Source organism: Paenibacillus sp. J22FR21, assembly GCF_056269135.1.
In genome coordinates, this window is record NZ_JBWDNJ010000005.1 from 559,454 (window position 1) to 579,379 (window position 19,926).

The 19,926-nt window shown below is 47.6% G+C and carries 16 protein-coding genes and 10 tRNA genes; 3 read left to right on the forward strand and 23 right to left on the reverse strand.

All coding sequences use genetic code 11. From position 1 onward, the window contains the following. Positions 1–22: 22 nt before the first annotated feature. From AC0YNS_RS20925 to AC0YNS_RS20960, 8 genes are all read right to left on the reverse strand, one after another. A complete protein-coding gene (locus AC0YNS_RS20925) occupies positions 23–850 on the reverse strand; it encodes a carbohydrate ABC transporter permease (protein WP_475782907.1) in 828 nt (275 codons plus the stop codon). Between the two features lies 1 nt (position 851). Beyond that, positions 852–1,781 carry a carbohydrate ABC transporter permease gene (locus AC0YNS_RS20930; RefSeq protein ID WP_475782908.1) on the reverse strand — a complete coding sequence of 310 codons (930 nt, stop codon included), beginning with the start codon at positions 1,779–1,781 and terminating at the stop codon, positions 852–854. Positions 1,782–1,858: 77 nt separating this feature from the next. Then, complete coding sequence (locus AC0YNS_RS20935; protein ID WP_475782909.1) at positions 1,859–3,166, reverse strand: ABC transporter substrate-binding protein; 1,308 nt, start codon at positions 3,164–3,166, stop codon at positions 1,859–1,861. Positions 3,167–3,386: 220 nt separating this feature from the next. Beyond that, positions 3,387–4,046 carry a GGDEF domain-containing protein gene (locus AC0YNS_RS20940; RefSeq protein WP_475782910.1) on the reverse strand — a complete coding sequence of 220 codons (660 nt, stop codon included), beginning with the start codon at positions 4,044–4,046 and terminating at the stop codon, positions 3,387–3,389. Positions 4,047–4,191: 145 nt separating this feature from the next. Beyond that, positions 4,192–5,193, reverse strand: a complete 1,002-nt coding sequence (locus AC0YNS_RS20945; RefSeq protein ID WP_475782911.1) for an SPFH domain-containing protein — start codon at positions 5,191–5,193, stop codon at positions 4,192–4,194. A 39-nt stretch (positions 5,194–5,232) separates the two neighbouring features. After that, on the reverse strand, positions 5,233–5,985 hold the full coding sequence (locus tag AC0YNS_RS20950; protein ID WP_475782940.1) for a TPM domain-containing protein: 753 nt from the start codon (positions 5,983–5,985) through the stop codon (positions 5,233–5,235). A gap of 53 nt (positions 5,986–6,038) precedes the next feature. Then, the gene (locus AC0YNS_RS20955; RefSeq protein WP_475782912.1) at positions 6,039–7,073 is read right to left on the reverse strand and encodes a TFIIB-type zinc ribbon-containing protein; all 1,035 of its coding nucleotides are present in this window, start codon (positions 7,071–7,073) and stop codon (positions 6,039–6,041) included. Between the two features lie 5 nt (positions 7,074–7,078). Continuing rightward, the gene (locus AC0YNS_RS20960) at positions 7,079–7,771 is read right to left on the reverse strand and encodes a PspA/IM30 family protein (RefSeq protein WP_475782913.1); all 693 of its coding nucleotides are present in this window, start codon (positions 7,769–7,771) and stop codon (positions 7,079–7,081) included. Between the two features lie 217 nt (positions 7,772–7,988). On the opposite strand from AC0YNS_RS20960, the gene AC0YNS_RS20965 reads away from it, so the two are divergent. After that, entirely contained in the window at positions 7,989–12,368 is a 4,380-nt protein-coding gene (locus tag AC0YNS_RS20965) for an endo-1,4-beta-xylanase (protein ID WP_475782914.1), read from the forward strand. A 121-nt stretch (positions 12,369–12,489) separates the two neighbouring features. Here AC0YNS_RS20965 and AC0YNS_RS20970 read toward each other — a convergent pair whose 3' ends face one another. The 3 genes from AC0YNS_RS20970 to AC0YNS_RS20980 form a co-directional block, all read right to left on the reverse strand. Next, positions 12,490–13,143: a M48 family metallopeptidase gene (locus AC0YNS_RS20970; protein ID WP_475782915.1), complete on the reverse strand. Its 654-nt coding sequence runs from the start codon at positions 13,141–13,143 to the stop codon at positions 12,490–12,492. A 3-nt stretch (positions 13,144–13,146) separates the two neighbouring features. After that, on the reverse strand, positions 13,147–14,280 hold the full coding sequence (locus AC0YNS_RS20975) for a YecA family protein (RefSeq protein ID WP_475782916.1): 1,134 nt from the start codon (positions 14,278–14,280) through the stop codon (positions 13,147–13,149). 100 nt (positions 14,281–14,380) lie between these two features. Then, complete coding sequence (locus AC0YNS_RS20980; RefSeq protein WP_475782917.1) at positions 14,381–15,223, reverse strand: serine/threonine protein kinase; 843 nt, start codon at positions 15,221–15,223, stop codon at positions 14,381–14,383. 164 nt (positions 15,224–15,387) lie between these two features. On the opposite strand from AC0YNS_RS20980, the gene AC0YNS_RS20985 reads away from it, so the two are divergent. Beyond that, the gene (locus AC0YNS_RS20985) at positions 15,388–15,576 is read left to right on the forward strand and encodes a hypothetical protein (protein ID WP_475782918.1); all 189 of its coding nucleotides are present in this window, start codon (positions 15,388–15,390) and stop codon (positions 15,574–15,576) included. 122 nt (positions 15,577–15,698) lie between these two features. Then, positions 15,699–16,094, forward strand: coding sequence for a VOC family protein (locus AC0YNS_RS20990; RefSeq protein ID WP_475782919.1), 396 nt, complete (start codon positions 15,699–15,701; stop codon positions 16,092–16,094). Between the two features lie 112 nt (positions 16,095–16,206). Here AC0YNS_RS20990 and AC0YNS_RS20995 read toward each other — a convergent pair whose 3' ends face one another. From AC0YNS_RS20995 to AC0YNS_RS21050, 12 genes are all read right to left on the reverse strand, one after another. Next, positions 16,207–17,250 (reverse strand): DUF4236 domain-containing protein, encoded by a 1,044-nt coding sequence (locus AC0YNS_RS20995; RefSeq protein WP_475782920.1) that lies wholly within the window; start codon positions 17,248–17,250, stop codon positions 16,207–16,209. A 50-nt stretch (positions 17,251–17,300) separates the two neighbouring features. Further along, positions 17,301–18,764 (reverse strand): GIY-YIG nuclease family protein, encoded by a 1,464-nt coding sequence (locus tag AC0YNS_RS21000; RefSeq protein WP_475782921.1) that lies wholly within the window; start codon positions 18,762–18,764, stop codon positions 17,301–17,303. 229 nt (positions 18,765–18,993) lie between these two features. Then, a tRNA-Gly gene (locus tag AC0YNS_RS21005) sits at positions 18,994–19,064 on the reverse strand. 8 nt (positions 19,065–19,072) lie between these two features. Next, a tRNA-Pro gene (locus AC0YNS_RS21010) sits at positions 19,073–19,149 on the reverse strand. A gap of 22 nt (positions 19,150–19,171) precedes the next feature. After that, positions 19,172–19,242, reverse strand: a tRNA-Cys gene (locus AC0YNS_RS21015). A gap of 4 nt (positions 19,243–19,246) precedes the next feature. After that, positions 19,247–19,321, reverse strand: a tRNA-Gly gene (locus AC0YNS_RS21020). Positions 19,322–19,330: 9 nt separating this feature from the next. Further along, a tRNA-Leu gene (locus AC0YNS_RS21025) sits at positions 19,331–19,417 on the reverse strand. A gap of 14 nt (positions 19,418–19,431) precedes the next feature. Then, positions 19,432–19,504 (reverse strand) — tRNA-Lys (locus AC0YNS_RS21030). 4 nt (positions 19,505–19,508) lie between these two features. Then, positions 19,509–19,583, reverse strand: a tRNA-Gln gene (locus AC0YNS_RS21035). Between the two features lie 30 nt (positions 19,584–19,613). Then, a tRNA-His gene (locus AC0YNS_RS21040) sits at positions 19,614–19,689 on the reverse strand. Between the two features lie 10 nt (positions 19,690–19,699). Continuing rightward, positions 19,700–19,784: transfer RNA gene (locus AC0YNS_RS21045), tRNA-Tyr, on the reverse strand. Between the two features lie 4 nt (positions 19,785–19,788). Then, positions 19,789–19,864 (reverse strand) — tRNA-Thr (locus AC0YNS_RS21050). Between the last annotated feature and the right edge of the window lie 62 nt (positions 19,865–19,926).

Genomic DNA, 19,926 nt, shown 5'->3' on the forward strand with positions numbered 1-19,926 from the left:
TTCCATCCCTGTACGCCGGCTGTTATCCCTTAACAGCCCCCTGCGTCAACCCTTCGACGATGAATCGCTGCGCAAGGGCGAACAAAGCAATAGTCGGAATGACGGACAACACGGTTCCTGCCGACATCGCCCCCCAATCCACATCAAACTTCATGACGAAGGAATTCATGGCCACAGGCAGCGTCTTGAGCGATTCGTCATCGATAAATAGGACCGCCATGAACAATTCGTTCCAGTTCTGCACAAAGGCGAAAATAAAAGTGGCCGCAATCCCATTGAGCATGACTGGCATAATGACGCGAATCAGCGCCGACATCCGGGAGCAGCCATCGATCATCGCCGCCTCTTCCAGGCTGGACGGGATCCGTTCAAAAAAACCTTTTAGCAATATGGTCGAAAACGGAATTAAACCGACCGTGTACATCAGAATGAGCGAGGATCGCGTATTAATTAAATCCAAGCGGGACATTAGCAAATATAGGGGGGCCAGCGCCACGAAGCCCGGAAGCATCTGCGTCAGAAAGAATCCCAGCATGATCTGCCGGTGACCGCGAAATTTAAATCGGGCCAGCACATAGGCGCTAAGAACCGCAATGCAGACAACAACCGCTGCAGCACTGAGCGAAATCAGCATACTGTTGGCAATATAGATGTGGAATTTGGAAATTTTGATAATGTTGATGTAATTTTGAAAGCTCAAATGATCGGGCCAGTATTTCAGCGGGAAGGAGAAGATTTCTTTCTGCGGCTTCAGTGATGTGATCACAATCCAATAGAGCGGAAACACCATCACCATTAAATAGATCGTCAAGAAAACGACCTTCAACCCTTTCGACAGGTGCCGCTTCATATTAGAAGTCCCCCATTTTCTCAGATCTCGTCACGGTTAAATAAAAGATCGTATAGAGCATGAGAATGCCGATCATGAGGATGCCGATTGCAGAAGCCGCGCCATAATCGCCGCCGTACATGATCTTGTCAAGCATAAGGGAAGACAAAATATGCGTTGAGCCGGCAGGCCCGCCGTTCGTTAACCCATAAATAATCGATGGATCATTGAATATCCAGATTGCGCGCAGCAGCGTAGTCGTAATGACAGTCGGCATAATATACGGCAGTGTAATGTTCACCAGCTTGCGTGCGCCGTTAGCGCCGTCCATGCTTCCTGCTTCGTAGAGCTCGGATGGCACCGACTGCAGCGCGGCCAGCAGCATGATCGCGAAAAAGGCGATTCCATACCATATATTCGCAACAATGACCGAGGCCATCGCCCAATTCGGATCCGACAAGAAGCCGATTCGCTCATGAATGATTCCGGTTCGGAGCAGCAAGTCGTTGATGACTCCGATCTGTGAATTGAACATCCATTTCCAAATCAGGCCAATCAGAAATCCGGACAGCGCCCAGGGATAGAAGACAAAGCCCTGGAAGATTCCCCGCCCGCGGAACCGTTTGTTTAATAGCAGTGCGACAGTCATACCGATCGTAAATTGTGAAATAAGGGAGATGAACACCCAATAGATGCTGTTAATCGAGGCATGTTTAAATTTCAAATCTTGAAACATATTCTTGAAGTTGTCAAAGCCGATGAAATGAACGTCAGTCAGATCGAAGAGCTGATAGTTCTGAAACGCCATCACGATACCGCGCAAGAAAGGATAGTAGGTAAATACAAGCATCAGGACCACTGTAGGCAACAAACTGAAAAAGATGAAGCCACGCGGCGAATTGCGGTAACTGGCCTGCACTCGCCCAATGATGGAAGGCTGATCATCTTTCATGAATCGCACCACCTTATTCGGAGTTAAGTGGTGATGAGGGGTGACTGCTCGTCACCCATCATCCCTTGTGCATCCATTTATTTTTTCAAATTTGCTCGTTGATCCGCCCAGAACTGATCCCATTGCTTCAAGGTATCATCAAGCGATACTTTGCCCAGCAGCATCGATTGACCGCTTTCCATCGCGATTTGTCCCCATTGGCCGATACCCGGATATTTCGTGTTCGCTTTCAGGTTCACGAATTCGTCCGGCTTGCTGGACATTTCAAGCAGCGACTTATACATATCCGTTTGGAAGAATGCATCTTCGCTGGCCGTGGAATGAATAGGAATAAGGGCCGTCTTTTGAGCGAAATACGTATTTTGTTCCGGACTCGATAGGAAGGCGATCAGCTTAAATGCCTCATCCTTGTTCTTCGAGTAATTCGTGATCCCCCAGCCTGCGCCGCCGGTTGCCGTAAACGCCTTACCGCTTGGCCCTCTCGGCATCGGAGCTGTGCCAATGGTGTTGACATCCATTTTCTCCATTAAAGCCGGGATAGCGTCAGGGTCTTGCAGCAGGATGCCGGTGACTCCTGATGTGAATGCTTGAACCTGCTCTTGGTAGCCCCAGTTGATCGAGTCTTTCGGAGAGCCCTCATTGTAAAGCTTCACATACAGTTCAAGTGCTTTCTTCGCTTCCGGCGTGGAGTACATCGACTTGCCGTCTTTCAGGAACGTTGAATCATCATGATCGATATTATCAAAGTTGTAGTTCAGAATAATCGTATCCGGTACGCCGTTAGCGCCCGCTCCGCCACGGAACGAGAACCCATAACGGTTCTTGCTTGCGTCTGTCAGCTTAATCGCGGCCTCAACCATCTCTTCATAATTCGTCGGCGGTTGAATGCCCTTCTCTTGGAACCAGTCTTTGCGATAGAACATCTGACGCTGATACATGCCGTTCGTGATAAAATACAGCTTGTCATTAAGCGTTGCCACCGACTTGGCTACGTCGACTTCAGTTGCATAATCTGACCAGTCTTTCACGTAGTCATTAAGCGGCTCAAGGTAGCCATTATTGGAAAATTCGGAAATGGTGGAGTCGCGCACTTCCAACACGTCAAGATCCTGCTTAGCTCCGAGAATGGTTTTGATTTTATTGTCAGCTTGGTCAAAAGGAGGCGAAATCAATTCAACTTTAATATTCGGATTGGCTGCTTCAAACTTGGAAATCATCTCATTCAAAACCGTTGTTCGGGCCGGACTCGTCAAGCTCTCGATCATGCGCAGCGTGACCTTCTTCCCTGACCCGCCGCCGTTGTCGTTACAGCCTGCCATAACGCCTACAAGCAACACACCTGCGACCGCACCGAATAACATCTTTTTCTGTTTCCCTGCCGCCATTTCAATAGCCTCCTTTTGGTATAACAAGCCTCCAACTTGCATTCAATTCTCTTCCATATCTTCCAGGCATACACTCTGCCTGTCTGATAGCATCAGTGTAATTGAAGGCGCTTTATCCTACAATACATTTTCTCAATATTTCCAATTTTATTTTTATTTTGAATATTAAGGCTATTAATTAATGCCGTTTATGATTTCCAAACAGAAAAAAACCACATTCTCATGCGAATGTGGTTTTAAGCTTCCTTGATTTCATGTCATACATTTCGCGATCTGCGACATTCAGCAAATCGTCCAAGTCCTTCGCATCATACGGATACACGGAAGTGCCAATAGAAACCGATACATCCATATTGTACGCTTTCGATAATATCTTGAGCGTGTCTCTAATTTGTATCATCATGACATCTCCATCTCTACTGTCTGCATTCGAAAGTGGAGAGATAATTAGGAACTCATCACCCGCCCAACGTGCAATGATTGACTTATTGGCAGCATGCGATGACAAGATCGTTGCAATAGCCTGGAGCACCTTGTCTCCCATCTCGTGTCCGTACGTATCATTTATATGTTTAAAGTTATCTACGTCAATGAGAAACAATTGCAGGCTCTCATTCTTTTTGTCCATTCGCGCAAGGAGTCTTGGGAATTGCTGAATGACGAATCTCCTGTTGTAGATTTCGGTCAATACATCCTTCTCCGCGTAAAATCTGACCTTGTCATATTGGCTGCCGAGCCACCAACATATCAATACTGCAGGCACGCCAAGATACGGTAATTGGAAGAGCGGGAAATTGTAATACATGCTCCCATAAATACGGGCTATCACGATCAATGCCATCACAACAGTCGTAATCACGATTCTACCTGCATAGTTCATTGTCGATCTCCGCTTTCCAATCCGAGTATGACCATCCTCGAAACAAATCACATTAGAGTAGGGTAGGATTACCTATCCCTTTTCGACGCCTTCCATTAAATCCCTGTTTTGTATAGGACAAATGATCTAAATTCCTCCAATTACCCTAGCCCAGTTTCTGGCCGCAATTCGGGCAGAAGTTGGCTCCTTCATTCTTGGCGCCGCAATTGGGACAGAAGTTCGGCTTCTTGCCGCCTCCCGTGGACGAAGGAACCGCTGCTGTGTCTGAGCTCTTATCTGCCTCAGCTTGCTGATTCTGGTTCTGGTGGTTCATATTTTTCAGCATTTCGCCAGCGATATTCATGCCCATCATCATGCCGGCCATATCCGCGGCAGCTCCGCCGCCCTGCACTTTCCCGGATGAGATGCCATCGGTCATGCTCACTTGCTGATACTTCTGCAAATTGCCGATCATCTCATGCGAAGCCGTCTTCGTAATCATGTCCTGAATCTCTTGCGGATAATTGAAGCTCATGACCTGGAAACCGGTGATCGCGATCCCGATATCCATCAGCTGCATATCCAGATCCTCGCGAATTCCCTTCGCAATGTCGGATGCATTCGCCTGCAGATTGAACATATCCTTGCCCTCTCGGCTGATCCACTTCATCAGCAGTTGATCCAGCACGGCAGTGATTCGGATTTTGACATCCTCGACCAAATAATCTTGTCTGACCCCGGCAATCTTATCAATCAGCGCCATATAGTCGCTCACTTTGAACGTAAACGTACCATTAGCGCGGATCGGCATCCCCCCCGGAAGCTGAGTGGTTGGAATTAGTACCGGATTCTGCGTGCCCCATCTCACGGTAATCTCCTTCGTATTCACGAAGAGAACCTCTACCCTCATGCCGCTGTTGAAGCCAAACTTGAACCCTTTCAGCGTAGACAAGAAGGGAATGATGTCCGAATCGATCTGGAAGGAGCCTTCATCCTTGAAAATCCCCTCTACCTTACCGTTATTCAGAAAAACAGCATCTTGACCGGCGCGAATAATGAGCTTGCTTCCCTTCTTGATCTCCCGGTTGTTCCACTTCCAGAAAATCATATCATCCCTAAACTCTTCCCATTCCACAACGTTTGCGAACTGATTCCCGAAAAGCCCCATGCCATTCCCATCCCTTCTATAATCCGTATTGTTTGACGATTAGAAAGACCCTCTGCTTCCGCTATGGGAATGACCGCCGCCGCTAGTCCCGCCGCCGCCACCGCCGCCTGAACTGCGGCCTTTGTTCTTCGGAATCCTGCTCTTCGTAACAGTCGTCCGAATATACTGATCCGCATGCTCCAACACGCCTGAAGTGCTTGAATCCTCATAGGTCGCCCGAGTGACTGTAATTCGGCCGCCTGAACGAAACACCATCACACTGACGACAATACCCCCGATGACTAACGCTGCTCCCAGCTGAAACCAGATGGTAAACAAGATATTATCGGGATTTACGCCGGGCTTGAACCCCATATACTTGTGCGAGAGCGTAATATACCTTGTGAATGCTTGGGCATAATCACCTTGCGTCAGATCCGGCGAAATGGCGTTTCGAATCTTGTCCAGCCTGCCGCTATCGAGACTGGTTTCCGCTTTGCCAAAGCCGGCCAAATAAACCTGACGATTGTTCATGTCCATGGTCAGGATAACCGCATTACCGTGTGGCTTATCATACCCCGGGGCCTCATTATCGTAGAAATCCTCCGTCATCAGCTGAACATCCCGGTTCTCCGTATTAGCGGATGTAAGAATGATGATGTCGGTCTCTCGATCAGCCCCGTATTTCGTCGCCAAGGTGCTCAGATCAACTTGTTCCTGCTCGCTGAGCAGATGAGCCTGATCATAAATGAGCTTCTTATTCCCCGTCGCAGCTGCCGCCGCTGTAGACAATGAGGGAATTATTAAGGCCATCAAACAAATCGTAAGTGCGACGAGCGCTGCGGCCAGAAGCTTAGGCTGTTTTCTCACAGGAACCCGCCTCCCATCATCCAGGAAACGATCTTTAACCCCACGAATGAAATTGTAGAAACGCCTGCAAACCATGCGGTTACCTTCGCCTTGCTAATAGGCGGTTTGCCCACTACCTTCCCTGTCTGACCATTCATCGCAAACGTATACTCCTGCCGATTATAGTTATACCTGATCATCCACACGGGGAGCAGCACATAATCCGCCTGTTTCACGGTCGTGTCGATTTGCTTATCGGTGTACATCACGCTCGAGTACCCTTGTACCGTTGAAGATATATAGGCATCGATGTAGGAGCTCGTTTTCTCCTTTGCCCGCGGAAATAACTGTTCATCATTATAGCTATATTTCTCCGCCAGATAACCGGCCAGATAAGGGGTCTTGAATGCTTTCAGCTGATCATAGGGAAACGGCTCCAGCTTATCCATCAGCTCATCATTCATTTTCTCCGATGCATCGATCGGCAGCCTTACATAGTTCAACCGGATTTTGCGATAGATATTGAAATGCTGCGTCTCTGTATACCTATAATCGCCTTGTGTATAGATTCTAACCCTCGTGCCCTGGCCGTGAACCTCAATGCCGTTGTTCAAGTCATAGAGCCAGAAGGGAACGTACATCCCTGTGATCCCGGCGATCCGATCCGCTGTCATGAACCCCTTAGGCGTAAGCAAACCGTTTCTGCACCATTTCTTGAACGCCTTCATCGCGGCTTCCTTAGAGATCGTGAAGGGAATCACCATTACCGGAGCAAAATCCCCCGACAACCGATCGCTCAGCACCACGGCAGATCCGCAAAAGCTGCATGTCGTTGCACTTGTCTCCCGCTCCGTTACGATGACCGCTCCGCAGCTGTTGCAGTGATACTCCTTCACATCGGTTTCTGTAACTGCCTGCTGTTTCAGCGGATCGGAGATTTGATCAATCTGATCCTGTCGTCCGCAGCTGGGACAAGACAGCGTTCCTGTGCCTGCATCGAACACCATACCGCTGCCGCAATTGGGACACTTATACTCGATAACCGTCGCCACGTTGCTCACCTCGACTTTAATCTTTCTTTGATTGCTGTGAGCTCATCTTCAGGTGTTGTCTGTACAGCGGCCGCAGATGCTGCAGTCGTACCTGCTGCTGACTGCTTCTCGAGCTGGGCGATCAATACGTCCAGATCGTCTTCTTGTGCCTCTGCTCTAAGCTCAACTAGAGCCATCGCTTCGTTCAACGCCTGATTCGCCTTCTCTTCCATTGTGCTGATGGCAGCGCTCGCTTCGCTGCCAGCTCGTTGCTGCGCATTGCCATCTGCCAGCTTCGCTTTCAGCTCGGTATGCCGCGCTTCCAGCTGTGCCAGATCGGACACGAGCTTATCCTGCATATGCTTCATCATCGTCGCCTTCGCGGAAGCCCGGGTGTACACAGCCTCCACCTCCGCATATTTCTCGGTCTGCTTCGATTTGAGCTCCAGAAATTTGAACGCATTCTCATCTGCACCGGACTCCGCAGACTTCTCCGCATATCGCTGCAGCTTCTTGATCTCGGCGCTGCATTCATCCAACTCCCGCTTGGCTCTGCTCTCCTCAAGCAGTACTGCCGCAGTCTCCGCCTTCACTTGGCCGAGATCGCTATGTAAGCTCTCCATGTACGTCTCTACAGTCTTCTCCGGATTATCCGCATGGTCAAGCAAACCATGCATATTGGCTTTCATCACGTCTCTAAACCTCGATAAGATCCCCATCACAAGCTCCTCCTTCGAAGTCTTACATTATCTTCTATACTACATCAAATCGGCTCTTATATTTAATTTGTACAATATATTGTTTACTTCTTCTGGTAAAAGAAGTTTTTAACACGGGCTATAATCGAGGATAAGAACGGAAAGGAGGTTGCATCAGCTTACGATTGTAAGCGCTTTATTTTTATTTACCAAATTCACTCGCAGGGGGATGCAATAAATGACTCGAACAATCAAACGCGTAATCTCGATTTTGCTGGCAGCAGCTTTGCTTATTCCTTCCGGCCTGTTGGCTCCGGCTGCACAAGCTGCGGTTGCAGAGACGACCGTTGTTTATCACGAAGATTTTGCCGGCGGCATTGGTAAAGCCATTCAATCGGGTGGTGCCAGCTTGACGAAGGTCTCCGATAAGACTTTTGACGGCAATGCCGACGGGGCTGCTCTATCCGTAAGCAACAGGGCGAATACCTGGGACGCAGCCGATTTCAAATTCACCGACATCGGACTTACGAACGGTAAAACCTATACCGTAACTGTCCAAGGCTATGTGGATTCAGGTGCAGCCGTGCCTGACGGTTCGCAAGCCTATCTGCAAACGGTAAACAGCTATGGCTTCTTGGCTGGCGCTAACTTTGCTGCCGGTGCAGCTTTCACGCTGACGAAAGAGTTTACGGTGGATACGAGCAAAGATACGAGCCTGCGCGTGCAATCCAGCGAATCCGGCAAAACAGTGCCGTTCTACGTGGGCGATATCCTCATCACGGCTAAGAAACCAGCGACAGATGTAAACACGGTATATCACGAGGACTTTGCCAGCAGCAAAGGCGCTGCTACGCAATCCGGCGGCGCGAGCTTGACGCAAGTTACCGGCAAGGTCTTTGATGGCAATGCCGACGGAGCTGCTTTATCCGTAAGCAACAGGGCGAATACCTGGGACGCAGCCGATTTCAAATTCACCGACATCGGACTTACGAACGGTAAAACCTATACCGTAACCGTTCAAGGCTATGTTGACTCCGGCACGGTCATACCAGACGGTTCACAAGCCTATCTGCAAACGGTGAACAGCTACGGCTTCTTAGCTGGCGCAAATTTCGCAGCCGGAGCAGCTTTCACGCTGACAAAAGAGTTTACGGTGGATACGAGCAAAGATTCGAGCCTGCGCGTGCAATCCAGTGAATCCGGCAAAACCGTACCTTTCTACATCGGGGATGTCCTCATCACCGAGAAAGTGACTGCGACCCCGGAAGAGCCTGAGGTAGAAGAGCCGCGGCCTCCGGCCTTGGATTTCAGCACCGTTACGTTTGAGGATCAAACGGCAGGCGGCTTTGTAGGCCGGGCAGGTACGGAAACACTGACTGTAACCAATGAAGCCAATCATTCCGAAGCAGGCTCTTACGCTTTGAAAGTAGAAGGCCGTACTGATACATGGCATGGGCCGACATTGCGCGTAGAGAAATATGTAGACAAGGGCTCCGAATATAAAATCACAGCCTGGGTCAAACTGATCTCTCCCGCAAGCTCGCAGCTTCAGCTGTCTACGCAGGTTGGTCAAGGAAGCAGCGCGAACTATGTTCAGCTTGCTGGCAAAACAATCAGCGCAAGCGACGGCTGGGTGAAATACGAAGGTACCTACCGATACAACAATGTAAGCAGCGAGTTCTTATCGATCTATGTAGAGAGCTCCGCTAACAAAACAGCTTCCTACTACATCGACGATATCAGCTTTGAAAGCACAGGCTCCGGCCCGATCTCCATTCAGAAGGATCTGGCTCCTATTAAAGACACGTACCAGGACGATTTCCTCATCGGTAACGCGATTTCCTCTGAGGATCTGGAAGGCGTCAGACTCGAGCTTCTGAAGCAGCATTTCAACGTCGTAACGGCAGGCAACGCAATGAAGCCGGATGCGCTTCAACCTACGAAGGGCAACTTTACCTTTGCGGCAGCCGATACACTTGTCGATAAAGTGCTGGCTGAAGGTCTTCAGATGCACGGGCATGTGCTGGTATGGCATCAGCAATCACCTGCGTGGCTGAATACGACTAAGGATGGCAATGACAACACGATTCCACTAGGCCGCGAGGAAGCACTCACGAATTTGAAGACCCATATCCAAACGGTCATGGAGCATTTCGGCAGTAAGGTCATTTCATGGGATGTCGTTAACGAAGCGATGAACGATAACCCCTCCGACCCTGCAGATTGGGAGGCATCCTTGCGCCAAACACCATGGAATAATGCGATTGGAACGGATTATGTAGAGCAGGCATTCTTGGCAGCAAGAGAAGTGCTGAATGCGCATCCGGATTGGGACATCAAGCTCTATTACAACGATTACAACGAGGATAATCAGAATAAAGCGCAAGCGATCACCAACATGGTCAAAGAAATAAACGACAGATATGCGGAGACGCACCCTGGCAAGCTCCTCATTGATGGTGTCGGTATGCAGGCCCACTACAGTGTGAATACGAACCCGGACAATGTACAACTGTCCTTAGAGAAGTTTATTTCATTAGGTGTAGAAATCAGCATTACGGAGCTCGACATTCAGGCAGGAAGCAACTATCAGCTGTCCGAGCCGCTTGCCAATGCTCAAGGTTACTTGTATGCACAGCTGTTTGACATTTTCCAAGCACATGCTGCTAATATCAAGCGGGTTACCCTCTGGGGCATGGATGATAATACGAGCTGGCGGGCCGCTTCCAACCCGCTATTGTTTGATAAGAATCTGCAAGCCAAACCGGCTTATTACGGCGTGATCGACCCGGCTGCATTTATGGAAGAGCATCAGCCCGTATTGGCAGAAGCCAATCAAGCAACCGCGTTCGCTGCTACGCCGGTAGTCGATGGTACCGTTGACGCGATTTGGAGCCAGACACAGGAAATACCGATTAACCGGTATCAAACGGCATGGCAAGGAGCGAGCGGAGTTGCCAAAGCGCTCTGGGATGAGCACAATCTGTATGTATTGATTCAGGTGAGCGACGCACAGCTCGACAAAGCAAATGTAAACAAGTATGAACAAGATTCCGTCGAAATCTTCGTAGATCAAAACAACGCGAAAACATCGTTCTATCAAGAGGATGACGGTCAGTACAGAGTAAACTTTGACAATGAGACCTCCTTCAATCCGTCAAGCCTTGCAGCCGATTTCGAATCCGCAACTAAGGTGTCCGGCACCAATTACACGGTTGAAGTGAAAATCCCGTTGAATTCGATTACGCCGGCTAACGACAAGAAGCTCGGTTTTGACGTGCAGATCAATGACGCTAAGGACGGCTCCCGCCAAAGCGTAACCGCGTGGAACGATACGACGGGTAACGGCTATATGGACACATCCGTTTACGGTGTACTAACGCTTACCACTACGAAGACCTATCAGGGCGGTGGCAGCATTGTCAGCCTACCAACCGGCAGCGTCCAGAATCAGAACGGCGTCGTTACGATTAATCCGGAAATGAAGACGGACAACGGACGCGCTATCGGCACGATTTCAGGCGATAATTTGAAGAAGGCGCTGGAGCAAGCCGCTCCTGCAGCTAACGGCGAGAAACAAGTCGTCATTGAGCTGCCGAAGCAGGCGAACGCGACATCGTACGAAGTACAATTACCGACACAAAGTCTGAAAGGGCAAGAATCCTTCGTCCTTTCGGTGAAGACCGAGAACGCAACGATCCAAATTCCAAGCAACATGCTGTCCAGCGTGACAGACAAAGCAGAGCAAGTATCCATCCGTGTGGGCAAAGCTTCAACAGACAGCTTGGATGCCGTTACCCGCGAGCTGATTGGCAACCGTCCGGTTATCGATCTGAACTTAGTCGCAGCAGGCAACACCATCCTTGCATGGAACAATCCGGCTGCGCCTGTATCGGTCGCAATCCCTTACACGCCGACGGCGGAAGAACTCAGCAACCCGGATCATATCGTGATTTGGTACATCGACGGTCAAGGCAAGGCGACACAGATTCCGAACGCTCGATATGATGCGGCAAGCCAAACGGTTGTTTTCCAAACGACCCACTTCAGCACCTATGCGGTAGGCTCCGTATTCAAGACGTTCGGTGACCTGCAGCATGTACCTTGGGCCAAACAAGCCATAGAGGCTATGGCGTCGCATACTATTATCAAGGGAACAGCTGAGAACAGCTTCTCTCCAGCCGCCTCCATTAAACGAGCAGACTTTATTGCTCTCCTAGTAAGAGCACTGGAACTGCATGGCTCAGGCAAAGAAGGCGCTATGTTCAGCGATGTCGAGCAAACCGTATATTATTACAACGAGCTGGTTATCGCCAAGGAGCTGGGAATCGCAACCGGCTTCGATAATAATACCTTCCAGCCAGGAAGCACAATCTCCCGTCAAGATATGATGGTGCTGACAACACGTGCACTGGCCGCCGCCGGCAAGCCAATCGGGACTGCCGGAGCACTAGATGCTTATGCAGATACCGCTGCAATTTCCGGGTACGCGCAAGACAGCGCGGCAGCACTGGTGAAAGCCGGAATCGTAAACGGCAAGAACGGCAACCTCGCGCCGCACGACTCACTCACCCGCGCCGAAGCGGCAGTCATCCTGTACCGCATTTGGAATCTGTAAGACCCCGCCAAAAGTAAAACCCACATCCATTAGGATGTGGGTTTTCAATGTCGAGAAACCTGCTTTAGCTACAACTTCGGTTTAGCTTTCAAGCACGGCACGTGAACAATCTATTTCATGCCTACAACGTCATCGCCTGTCCATACCGCGCCAGATACGCTTCCTTCTCTTTGTAGTCCGGCATGACGCTTCCTACAAGTCTCCAGAACGACCGATCATGATTCATATGTGACAGGTGGCACAGCTCATGAATAATGACATAGTCAATGACCTCGATCGGGGCCATGGCCAGACGATAGTTAAACGTGAGTTGTTTCTTCGAGCTGCAGCTCCCCCATTTGGTGCTGGATTCTACGATCTCGATCGACTTTGGCGTGACCTTCAGCTGCTTCTGATAGGCCGCAATACGTTCCAGAACAATCTTCTTACAGCTGGCAAAATAAAATTTCTTCAACCGTTGCCGAAGCTCTGCTTCATTCTGCGCCGTTATATCAATTAAATCGCTCAACAAGCAGTACTTCCCCAGATGGAGGAACTTGCCCTGTTCTTGATACTCTTTCAACGTCAGCGCTTCACGAGATTTCTCTATCCGATCGAGCTGTGCCGTAATCGCTCGTTCATGCTGTTTCACTGCACGAATGATCATCTCTTCGCCGGTGCCGTTAGGAGCCTTCACCGTAATTAAACCTGTAGGCTCAATTTGGATCGATAGCTTCTTCCCAGCCCCATAGGCGACATGAACATCAATGGTTCGCTGTTCAAGTTGAATCTCCATAACCTACAGACAGCACTTTTTATGTTTTTTCCCGCTGCCGCATGGACATGGTTCATTTCTTCCGACTTTCGAGGATGCCGCCGGAAACTGGATCACATTCCCATTCTCCACTGTCTTCGGTCTTAGCTCATTGGGCGTAAAACCGCGATTAGACCACATTCTCGTATTGTTATGCACATTAATAATTAACGGCGCAACATCCTTTAGCTGATTCTTGTTCAAACGAATCTTGCGCTGATCAAACTCTTCCATAATGACACTAAGCGGCTCTTCCATCGCACAAGCGAGCTGGATATCATCCACGAGCGCCTCCGCCTGCTTCTCTGTTTTGCCTAGTTCCTGCATGATGTAGCTCTTCAATGTCTCCAACTGAGGCGTCTTCTCGAAATAATCGATATTCGCATAAAGCAGCAGCTCTTCTTGGGGAGGAATGTAGTACGGCTTGTCCTTCACGCTCTCTAAGAACGCTTCATAATCGTCCAAGTCTTCGCCATCTAGGCTATCGCTAAACAGAAATCCGCGCTGAATATCCCAAGTCAGCACCTTATCGGAGACAGATAAACGAATGGCATGGAGCTTCTCTTCCGTCAAACCAACATCGTTCTGGTCGTTAATAATCTCAATGAGCTTGTTCACGGGGCAGATGCCATACAAGTTAGCAGCAGCCTCCATGTAGCGCAGCACCAGTTGGTTTACATGGCGCTCCTCTTGGAAAGACTTCTGGTCCAACTTCTTATACACGGCTTTGACTTCCTCCGGCATAACAAAGAACAGCTCGTCCCCTTCCAGGAAGCTGAATACCAACCCTTTATCCATCAGAAACAAGTAAGCATCGGCGTAAATCGTATTATCCTGAATATACGATACTTCGAGAAGCCGGTTCACAAACTCCCACTCCTGCGGCTCCGCTGTAAGGAAAGCCGACCGTACTTGCGTCACATTCGTAATCCGATCGCAAAGCGCATCTACGAGCTCCTGCTTCTTCAGCTTGGAGCGCCCCGCTAGCGCGCAATTGGCAGCGATGAAATTCAACCGATCCTTCGTTAGCTGTCCAAGGATATCATTCAAGCTGGTCTTAACCGTACCTTTAATGGCATTATTCACATTCAACTGCAGCATTTCTTTTTGTAAATCCATACCTAAACCCCTTTACATTTCAACCAATATATATAGATTGTACCCTAACCAGGCTCTCAATTGAAGCGAATGGTAGGATTAAGCAATTTTATCAACCAACTTATTCCTGGCAGGCTGGGCCTTCCAACACCTTCAATGTCCGCACCAGCTCCTGCTCGCATCCTTCCGCCGTCTGCCATCTGTTCTCCAGCAATCCTCGCACAAAGTCTTGTACCACCGGATCAAGGTCCAGTTCTTCCTCCCAGCCCAGCTCCTCCTGTCCTTCATGCGGGATGTAACCTGCGTACATAAGAAACAAGAAGAGATGGCCTAGGCCATACAAGTCGCTTGCCGGTTCAGGCACACGCATCCGGTGCTTCACGGCTCCCCAGCTGTCCGCGAATCCGCTTGGTTCAACCTTGTCGCAGGCAGACTCTTCGCCTATTCGGCAAGCTAACCCAACGTCGATGATAACCAGTTTATCGCCACTAACCAGAACATTAGGGATACGCACATCCCGGTGAATATAGCCGGCTTCATGCATATACCGCAGCGGCTGCAGCAATTGCCGGATGAGGCGCAATGCTTCCTGCTGGCTGTATCTTCTCTCGCTCCCCATTACAACGTGCTCTAGGCTATTTCCTTCAACCAGCTCCATGACGAGCACCATTTCTCTGCCATGAGCGGCATAATCCAGCCACTGTGGAATTTGCGGATGATGGAGTTCTCGAAGAATCTCGCTCTCACGCTTAAGCATCTTACGGGCCAAGCTTCGCTTGCTCGGCTTACCTCGCTTCATTAGGGCAATAGCTCCGCTTCTAAGATCCGTGCAGCGATAAGCTTGGCCGTAGCTCCCCATGCCTAGGAACTGCTCAATGCTATACCTGCCCGCCCATACCGCGCCATCCCGGAGCGGATAATCCAGCCAATTGAACCACCTTTCCCGCCACCATGCACCTAACATCCGCATCACTCCCTGCTTTCACTTACGGCTGCAACAGGTGCTCGGTTCCTAATTATCGAATTGCAATTGGGCGATTAATAACGAAACCTGATCCGTCAAGCTACGTATTATTTTACAAGTCTAAAGCGCTTCCACTTGAATTTGATATAGGAGGTCTAACGCGTATGTTAAGACATCTATTGAACCGCCTCTTCAACTCCTTGCTCGGCCGCAAGCATCACGGTTCACACGGGCACTACGGACATCAGCATCACAGCAGCAGCGATTATAAGAAAGGTAACCAGTACCCCACACATCACTCCAATTATGGCCATGGGCACTATAAGAAGAAACATGGCAGCTATAGCAGCTAACTACCGGAACCCGATCATCCTTGGTCGGGTTTATTTTTATTTTGTTATTTGTTATGGATCAAGTAGGAAAGGAAACCCTATTACAAGAATCATGTAAGGAAGCCAAAACAATGGAGGTTATCATGGGAAGAGTCATACATTTCGAAATTCATGTCGATGACATGGACCGCGCTAAGAAGTTTTATGGAGAAGTATTCGGCTGGACATTCGAGGATTACAGCAGCTACGCCGGCATGCCCTACTTTGGAGCTGTGACAGGTGATGCGGATGCAATGGGAATCAACGGTGCTTTGATGCAGCGCCATGGCGCTTCTCCACAGCCGGGGCAGCCTGTGAATGGTTTTGCCTGCACAATGGGAACCGGCGACTACGACGCGACGGAAGCCAAGATCCTAGCGAACGGCGGCACAGTCGCATTACCGAAATACGCACTGCCCGGCATGGCGTGGCAGGGGTACTATATGGATACAGAAGGTAACATTATTGGGATCCATCAACCGGACGTGAATGCAAAATAGTATTTCGTATGTGAACAATCTGGGTAACTTGTACAAAGACACCTAATCGGTGTCTTTTTATATTAATAACTTCTTGATACATTAATTAAATGAGTAGTAGTTGGATACTGAGTTATTTTACTTCGTTGACGTAATTAAAACCATTATTGTTTAGATAGTGCATTAGCGCATCACCAAGATTTGGTTTCGACACTTGAATCATTTCATTGAGACCTGTATCACTAAGAAATGAAATTTCAGAGTAGAGTACAATTGGCAATTGCTTATTGTTTTTGAAGCGTTTTTCTGGTCCTCCACTTTTGTTAACATATCTCCACGTATGTCCAACAACTACTGTATCTTTAGGAACAGCACCTTCCTCAATAAATCTGGTATTTGCGTAGTTCATTTTAATATTTCCGTAACTGACAGCTCCTACTTTTTTATTCTGCACAACTAATACTTTATCAGGAAAGAAATAAAGTTTTTGTTGGCCGACGGGAATACATGGAACCTTGACGTTAGTCTTAATATATTTCGGAACATCAGACTTAATATAAATGCTCTGTCTCCTAATAACTGTGGATGCTCCAGCATGATATTTTCGGTCACTAACCTTCCCCGATGCACCAATATGCCATTTGCTTCCTGACGACATAATATCATTAAACGTGTCATAAAAATTCTGTACCTTGGCTTCTGTTGAATCATCAATATCATAAATAATTATTGTTGTTTTACGGAATCTATCTAAAAAGATTAGGATTACGATAGCAGCGATACCAAGCATCATAAATGAAGTCGAGCTCAACAGTACTGTCAGAACAATACCCCATATCCACAAAGGAAACATTTTGTATTTCTTGTTGATTTCATTCAGTAGATCCTGTGAGGTAGAATCATTGATATCTAACGCATCAGTGCTTTCAATTTCTTGCATATGAACATTATCACGAGTTAACTTATCATCTTCTATTTTATGTCTAGTTGAAGCCCCTCGTCTTCTCGCGATCATTTTTTTATAATACAATCCATTCGAACCCATATGTATGTAGTTTCCTCGTGGGCCAGTACCTATTCGAAATCCTCTTATTCCTGCTGAGACTCCTACCCCTGATTTAGAAAAATTGAGCCTAATTCCTCCGAGTGAAATTGACTTCCGTACGTAGAACCCCATCTCCAATTCTCCCTTATTCACAAGTTAAATATATTTCCAGTTTCAGCGCATCAAGCAACCTGCTCGTCATTCACTATGCTTTGGCTCTGTCTGTACTCCATAGCAACCATTGTTGTAATGAACTCGACAGTTGGATCAATATCTTGCACAATATTTTGAAGAGTTTCAACATTTATTGTAAAAAATTCTTTCCGAAGATTAATCTTATTTACCCGCTGTTTATTTAACATCTGATGAAGCTTCTGCTCTAGGCTTACTGCATCATTACTAAATATCATTGCATGAATATCAAACTTAAACGGTACCGATGCATCTCCGAGCTCATCTATTCGTTCCAATGGTTCTAGTCTTCTTGTCATACCTATTTTAAACATTTGATTACCAAATGATCCGAGGTTGGAAATCGCATATACGTAGCCGGCTTTTCCATTTGCTCTTTTGATAATTTCCTCTTTTTGCTCCTCAAGTCTTTCATATTGCTGTTGCAGTTCTATAATTCTAATTTCCAATGCTGCAACTTTGTTTAGATCCGTCTCCTTACTTAATAGTTCTTTATTTTTCAACAATTCATTGAGGTATTTCTCTTCCTCTTTTTCAATTTTCTTTCGTTCCTCCTCGAGCAACTTCCTTTCTTCCGCTTCCTGACGCATTTGTTCTCGTATCCTGCGTTGCTCTTCTTTTTCCTGTTCTTTTTGAATGTAATATTTGTATTCAATTCGAATTGCATTCTCAAACAAAGGATCAAGCTCAGAAAGGAACCTTGTTATAGTCGGTAGTATGCTCGCATTTCCACTTCCAGCGATCTTTAGATACTTGTCAATCAGAATTTTCGAGTTTTCTAAAGCTCTATCTAAATTCGTATAGCTTAATGTGTATAAGATATTTTGAAGCTCAGCCTGTAATCCGATGACCATTAAATCGTAAATTGTCATATTCGCTTTTGTTGTATATCGTGATTGATATGCTGTTAGCAACGTTTTAATTTCTTTATTGTTTGCATTCATTTCGCCACGTAAAATTTTAGAGTTCTTGTGGTGAAGATCTAGATGTACCACAGTATCCAGGATGCCCTCGTCAGTTAATGCTTGTTCAAAAGCATTTAATTCCTTCTCAATTATTGTAAAGTTAATAGCTTGTGGAAACTTCTCAACAAGATTTTTTATACCTTGGCTTTCAACTTTTCCTTTGCGAATTAGCTTCTCATACTTTTTAATTTCTTTGGAAGTTACATCCGCTTTTAGTTCCAACTCAGTTATCTCAGACATTATAGACAACTTCCTACCTTCAAGCTGGTTTACTTCAAGGTTACTTTGCTGCATAATGGACACCGCTTGTTCCTGTGCCTCTAAAATGATTTTGTTAGATTCAATTTGTACTCCCATTCTTGCTTGAGATATCGCATCCTCGACGACATTATTGAGATTGTCGCTCATTATTTCAAGTTCTTTCACTCGAGCACTTTTAACTTGCAAAGCTCTATCCAGTGCGAAAAGTTCCTTAATCTTTTTAAACATCGATTACTCCCCCAATATATCAAGTAGGACTTTAGACTAATTTTATAGTAATTCATAGACTGAATAAAGGGAAAAATGTTATTTTTTATAAATTAGATTCCACTCAAGAGAATCTCGTATCAGCCTTCTATTATCAAATTTTTTCATCCAAAATAACCTACCAACAGATTCCTTCATACAAAAAAGCCTCTTATCCCAAAGGATAAAAGGCTTTTCTATACATGCGGAAAGCGGGTGATGGGAATCGAACCCACGCTATTAGCTTGGAAGGCTAAAGTTCTACCATTGAACTACACCCGCAGAAAATATGGTCGGGATGACACGATTTGAACATGCGACCCCCTGGTCCCAAACCAGGTGCTCTACCAAGCTGAGCTACATCCCGCGATTCATGAAACAAACTTTCAAGGCGCCACCCAGATTCGAACTGGGGGTGAAGCTTTTGCAGAGCTCTGCCTTACCACTTGGCTATGGCGCCATGATGGAGCGGAAGACGGGAATCGAACCCGCGACCCTCGCCTTGGCAAGGCGATGCTCTACCGCTGAGCCACTTCCGCAGATGGTGATGGTGCGGTCAAGAGGACTCGAACCTCCACGTCATTGCTGACACTAGAACCTGAATCTAGCGCGTCTGCCAATTCCGCCATGACCGCGTAACAAGATAAAGTGAGTCATGTAGGATTCGAACCTACGACACCCTGATTAAAAGTCAGGTGCTCTACCAACTGAGCTAATGACTCGTAATGGCTGGGGATCTAGGATTCGAACCTAGGGATGACGGAGTCAAAGTCCGTTGCCTTACCGCTTGGCTAATCCCCAACATGAAGCATTTAGTTTGGTTAGAAAAAATGGGGCGACCGATGGGAATTGAACCCACGAATGCCGGATCCACAAACCGGTGCGTTAACCACTTCGCCACGACCGCCGTATAAATATGGTGGAGGATGATGGATTCGAACCACCGAACTCGAAGAGAGCAGATTTACAGTCTGCCGTGTTTAGCCACTTCACTAATCCTCCATGATGGTGCCGGCGAGAGGATTCGAACCCCCGACCTACTGATTACAAGTCAGTTGCTCTACCAACTGAGCTACACCGGCATATGAACTTACAGTTTGAAAAATGGTGGCTCGGGACGGAATCGAACCGCCGACACGAGGAT